The following is a 5,042-nucleotide window of genomic DNA, read 5'->3' as shown; positions in this document are numbered from 1 at the left end:
GTCGTGCTCTTGCTGGCCGCGGGCCTGGCAGCAGCCGTCGTCGGCCTGCGTTCAATTCCGGACATCAAGCGCTACGTGCGAATGCGGAGCATGTGAGGCCCGGTGTGAGCGGGGTCCTCGTGGCGGGCGTGGGGAACGTGTTCCTTCGCGACGACGGATTTGGGCCGGCCGTCGCCCGCCGGCTGGCCGAGGAGCAGTCCGGCCTGCCCGGCTGGGCGCCGGAGGAGGTCCAGGTGCGGGACTACGGGATCCGCGGGCTGCACCTCGCCTACGATCTCCTGGACGGGGTGGATGCGCTGGTGCTCGTGGATGTGCTCCCGGCCCCGGCGGACGGGAGCGCAGGCGCGGGAACGCTCCGGATCCTGAAGATCCGGGTGGAGGACCTGGAAAGCGGCGGTCCGCTGACGCCGGCCGGCCTGCGGGCCGATCCGGCCTTCGATCCGCACGGCATGGACCCGCTGGCTGTCCTTCGCCGTCTGCGTGTTTTGGGCGGATCGCTGCCGGAGACCTACCTGGTGGGCTGCGTCGCGGGGCGAACGGACGAGGGCATGGGACTGTCCGAGGACGTGTCCCGCGCCGTTCCGGCAGCCGTGGAAGCAGTCCGCACCCTGGTGGCAGCCCGCATCACGAACGCAGATGCGGCGCCCGCGAGCGCGGCTCCGGATGAAGCAGGCTGAGGAGGAACCACGGATGTGTCTGGGAATACCGGGCCGGATCATCGAAGTGATCGACGGCTACAACGGGCAACTCGCCCTCGTGGATGTGGCCGGAGTGGAGCGCAAAATCAACATTGGCCTCCTCGATGACGGCCCTGTGGAGAGCGGCACGTGGGTCCTGATCCACATGGGCTTCGCCCTGGAACGCKTGGACCAGGAAGGTGCCGACCGTGCGATGACGGGACTTGAGCTCATGGGACGGGGCCCGGACCCCACCGACACGGTCCCGTAGCCTTCACTACCCACTGGCTGGACTCCCCCGCTGAAGGAACTTTCCACTGAAGGAACTTAAGACGCCCGCTATTCGAGGGCGATCGCGGCGCCGCGGTGCTCCACGCCGGAATTCGCGATCTTGAGGTGGCGCGCAAAGTAGTGCTGGAGCCGGTGGAGCTGGGCGGGCGAGAGCCGGTCGCACACCCAGTCCCAGTGGAGGGACACCATGTCCCCGGGCATGAGGTCAGCGATGAAGCCGGACCCGGCCACGGCGTACTTGGCCGTCTCGATCACCGGTTCACCCAGCGACAGCGCCATCCCGTCCCACGCCAGGGGCCGCGAGCGCACGAGGGCGCTGTCCCCTTCGACGGCCACCACCTCGCCCCACCGGATGCGGCATTGGTCAAGGACGTTCAGGGCCGTGGATGAGCGCCGGTCATCGCGCAGGAGTCCCGTCCACGGATAGATTTCCAGGACGTGGAAGCTGTGATGGGGGACGCCGCCGGCCAGGACCCCTTCCATCAGGTGCGGGAACTGATGCCCGGTCCGTGCGCGGAACCGGTCCTCCATGGAATTGCCGATGCTGCGCACACCCACGGAGTCCAGCAGCGTGTTTCCCACCCAGTWGGCCTCCACCACCGCGTAGTCCAGCGGGTCCGGGTTGCCGGTGGCACCGGCGATGAGCTCCAGGTACGGCCAGGCGCCGGCGAACCCCTTCGCAAGTTCGCGCAGGCCCGCGTCGGTCACCCCGGACTGGCCATAGTGCAGCAGCGCGTCGCTGTCAGGCGGCCCGCAGCTGCCCCGCGAATTCGGCGGATACGCGTAGCGGACAAACAGTTGGGCGCCGTTGATTTCCATCCCGTGGCCTCGTTTCACAGGGGATACCAGCGAGGCTAGCACCGGCGCCCGTCGGCGAACAATGCCCGGCGTGACCGGCATTGACACCCCTGCGCATTCGGCGGATGCTGTGAGGAAATGCCGCACCGGGACCATTGCTGTGGCCGGCGCGGAGCGAAAGGCCGTTGCGCGCGGTCCTTCCCGGGAGGTAGGCCGATGAGCATCCCCGAAGCCAACCGACGATCTGTACTGGCAGCGGCCCTCTACGGCGGAGGGGCGCTGTTCCTCGCTTCCTGCGCCGCGGCCGGCACGGCGCCACAGTCGTCGCCGCAGTCAACGCCGCCGGCAGGGACTGCCGGGACTGCGCCCCCGGGTTCTGCCTCCGGCCCGGCCGGGATCCAGGTCACGGACCAGCGCGGGACCGTCCTGAGTTTCGACCGCCCGGTCACCCGGGTGGTGACCATTCCCATGCCCGCCGCTTCCCTGCTCGCCGCCGTCGACCAGGGCGCCAGCCATCTCGCCGGGATGCACAACGCCTCCTGGGTGGCGATGCGCGACGGCGCCATGGGCGCCATGTACCCGGAGGCCCTGAACATCCCGCACGACATCGCCACGACCGACTTCACGCCCAATGTCGAAAGCATCCGGGCGCTGAACCCCGACGTCGTGGTCCAGTGGAGCGATGCGCAGCTGACGGCACCGCTGGAACAGGCCGGGATGAAGGTCCTGGGCATCACGAACACCGGCACGCAGCAGGACGTGGACACGTGGACCGCGCTCTTCGCAACGATGCTGGGCCGCCCGGACCGGGCCGTGCAGATGAAGGCCCGCAGCGACGGGCAACAGAAGGCCATCCAGGCCGAGGCCGCCGCCCGCGGCACCGGCGGCCCGGGCATCGTCTACTTCAACAGGTTCAGCGGCGGCCTCAAGGTGGCCGGAAACGGCAGCTACAACGACTTCTACATCAAGCTCATCGGGGCACACAACCCCGCCACCGGCCCGCAGGGCCTTCACGGCAAGGGCATGGTGGACGTAGACGTCGAACAGGTCCTGGCCTGGGATCCGGAAATCATCCTGCTCGGGAACTTCGACGACGCGATGCCCGCCGACGTCTACGCCAACCCGGTGTGGCAAAGCGTCTCCGCCGTGCGCTCCCGCCGCGTCTACAAGGTCCCGCTGGGCGGCTACCGCTGGGATCCCCCCGGGCAGGAATCGCCACTGATGTGGCGCTGGCTCACAGATGTCAGTTTCCCCTCCGGCAACCGCTCCACGCTGAGGGACGAGACAAACGACTACTTCGACTTCCTGTACCGCCACCGGCCATCGGCTCCCGAGCTGGACAAGATCCTCTGGACCGAAGCCAACGGCACCTCGGCCAACTACCGGCAGTTCGATGCTTCGTGAGGCCCAGCCTCTGACCACGGGACCCCCCGGCGGCCGGGGACCGGGGCTGCGCCAGGTCATCGGTCCATGCCTGCTCTCCGGAGCAGTCCTGGCGGCCGTGTCGGCGGTTGCACTCGCCAGCGGCCGCTACAGCGTGCCCCTGGACCATGTCGTGCAGATCCTGGCCTCGCGAATAGTTCCCTTCGGCCCGGGCCTTCCCGCGGCCGAGGAAAACGTGGTGCTGCTGGTCAGGTTGCCCAGGGTCCTGCTGGCCCTGCTGGTCGGTGGCGCCCTCGCAATCGGTGGCGCGGCCCTGCAGGCCGTGTTCCGCAATCCCCTGGTCAGCCCGGAGGTCATCGGCGTCTCCTCGGGCGCCTCCTTCGGCGGTGCCCTGGCCCTGCTGCTGGGCCTGGGCCCCCTCGCCCTCGTCGGCGGATCGTTCGGCTTCGGGCTGCTGGCACTGGGAATCGTCTTCCTCATCACGTCCGGGCGGGGCGGCGCCCACATCCTCATGGTGGTCCTCGGCGGAATCGTCACGGCCTCGTTCTTCTCCGCCCTGGTGGCCCTGGTGACGTATCTGGCGGACCCGTTCACCACCTTGCCCGCCATCGTTTTCTGGCTGCTTGGCAGTGTCTCCACCGCCACCTGGGCGAAAGTGCTGGTGGCCCTCATTCCGATCGCTGCCGGCGGCGTCGTCCTGCTGGCCCTGCGGTGGCGGATCAATGTGCTCTCGCTCGGCGACGACGACGCCACCGCCCTGGGGCTCCGGCCCCGCCCCCTGCGCTGGGCGGTCCTCGCCGCCGTGGCCCTCATGGTCGCCGGGGCCGTCGCCGTCAGCGGCGTCATCAGCTGGGTGGGGCTGGTCATCCCGCACCTCGCACGCATGTGGGTGGGACCGGACCACCGGGTGCTGCTGCCGGTCTCCTTCCTGCTGGGCGGGGCCTACCTGATCGCCATCGACACCATCGCGCGCACCGCCACGGCCGGGGAAATCCCGTTGGGCGTCCTGACCGCCCTGATCGGCGCACCGGTCTTCTTCGTGCTCTTGCGCCGGAACCGGGAGAGGATCTGGGACGGTGCTTGAGCTGCGCGGGGCCGGGTTCGGCTATTCACCGCAGAACTGGGTGTTCAAGGATCTCAGCTTCTCGGTGCCGCCGGGCACCGTGACCGCGGTCCTGGGGCCTAACGGCAGCGGCAAGACGACCCTGGTGCGCTGCGCGGCCGGCATGTTGGCCGTACAGGAGGGTGCGGTGCGCAGGTCCGAGACGGCGGGCTATGTTCCCCAGGCGCGCGGCAGCACGTTCGGCTACCCGGCCCTGGACATGGTGGTCATGGGCCGTGCCCGCCACATCGGCGTCTTCCGCTCCCCCGGCAGCCGGGACAGGGCCGCCGCGCTCCGCGCCATGGACCGGGTGGGGATCGCCGCCCTGGCCGGCCGGCTGTTTCCGACGCTGAGCGGGGGCGAGCAGCAGCTGGTCCTGATTGCGCGGGCTATCGCGGGCGGTTCGCGGCTCCTCGTCCTGGATGAGCCGTCCACCGGGCTGGACCTGAAGAACCAGGTCCGGGTCCTCCAGCTGCTGAGGGAACTCGTGCGGACCGGGATGTCGCTGCTCGTGAGCACCCATCACCCGGACCACGCCCTGTTCCTCGCGGACTCGGTGGTCCTGATGGGCGCCGCGGGTGTGGTGACCGGGCCTGCCGGGCCGCTCCTCGCCGATGCGCAGCTTTCGGCGCTGTACGGCGTACGTGTCAGCACCCTGAACTACGACGACGAAGGGACGCCCCGCCGCACCGTGGTCACACCCTTCGGCGCCGACGAGGGCTGAACCGAACGCCCAAGCGCCCGGCAGCTGGGCTGCCGGGCCCTTGGGGCGTCATCGAGCGGTAGTGCTT

The 5,042-nt window shown here is 69.6% G+C and carries 7 protein-coding genes; 6 read left to right on the top strand and 1 reads right to left on the bottom strand.

Annotated features, from left to right (window positions below; translation table 11 throughout):
* Positions 1-3: 3 nt before the first annotated feature.
* The 3 genes from AC1D1S_RS19205 to AC1D1S_RS19195 are packed head-to-tail and all read left to right on the top strand — an operon-like array spanning position 4 to position 948.
* Complete coding sequence (locus tag AC1D1S_RS19205; protein ID WP_476995216.1) at positions 4-96, top strand: DUF6893 family small protein; 93 nt, start codon at positions 4-6, stop codon at positions 94-96.
* Positions 97-104: 8 nt separating this feature from the next.
* On the top strand, positions 105-677 hold the full coding sequence (locus AC1D1S_RS19200; RefSeq protein WP_476995215.1) for a hydrogenase maturation protease: 573 nt from the start codon (positions 105-107) through the stop codon (positions 675-677).
* A gap of 13 nt (positions 678-690) precedes the next feature.
* A complete protein-coding gene (locus tag AC1D1S_RS19195; RefSeq protein ID WP_476995214.1) occupies positions 691-948 on the top strand; it encodes a HypC/HybG/HupF family hydrogenase formation chaperone in 258 nt (85 codons plus the stop codon).
* A 68-nt stretch (positions 949-1,016) separates the two neighbouring features.
* On the opposite strand, the gene AC1D1S_RS19190 is transcribed toward AC1D1S_RS19195, so the two are convergent.
* Positions 1,017-1,787, bottom strand: a complete 771-nt coding sequence (locus AC1D1S_RS19190; protein WP_476995213.1) for a DUF6390 family protein — start codon at positions 1,785-1,787, stop codon at positions 1,017-1,019.
* Between the two features lie 195 nt (positions 1,788-1,982).
* Here AC1D1S_RS19190 and AC1D1S_RS19185 point away from each other — a divergent pair, with 195 nt between their 5' ends.
* The 3 genes from AC1D1S_RS19185 to AC1D1S_RS19175 are packed head-to-tail and all read left to right on the top strand — an operon-like array spanning position 1,983 to position 4,975.
* Positions 1,983-3,170, top strand: a complete 1,188-nt coding sequence (locus AC1D1S_RS19185; protein ID WP_476995212.1) for an ABC transporter substrate-binding protein — start codon at positions 1,983-1,985, stop codon at positions 3,168-3,170.
* Complete coding sequence (locus tag AC1D1S_RS19180; RefSeq protein ID WP_476995211.1) at positions 3,160-4,233, top strand: FecCD family ABC transporter permease; 1,074 nt, start codon at positions 3,160-3,162, stop codon at positions 4,231-4,233. Before AC1D1S_RS19185 ends, AC1D1S_RS19180 begins: the two co-directional genes overlap by 11 nt.
* Positions 4,226-4,975 (top strand): ABC transporter ATP-binding protein, encoded by a 750-nt coding sequence (locus tag AC1D1S_RS19175; protein WP_028277399.1) that lies wholly within the window; start codon positions 4,226-4,228, stop codon positions 4,973-4,975. The genes AC1D1S_RS19180 and AC1D1S_RS19175 overlap by 8 nt, the downstream gene beginning before the upstream one ends.
* Positions 4,976-5,042: the final 67 nt, after the last annotated feature.

This window comes from Arthrobacter sp. P1_A5 (genome assembly GCF_056406825.1).
This window is presented reverse-complemented; position numbering and strand designations above follow the sequence as displayed.

What these genes read in the sequence shown, in the direction of transcription:
- AC1D1S_RS19185 (WP_476995212.1), top strand. Translation starts at nt 1,983, where the DNA reads ATGAGCATCCCCGAAGCCAACCGACGATCTGTACTGGCAGCGGCCCTC.
- AC1D1S_RS19180 (WP_476995211.1), top strand. Translation starts at nt 3,160, where the DNA reads ATGCTTCGTGAGGCCCAGCCTCTGACCACGGGACCCCCCGGCGGCCGG.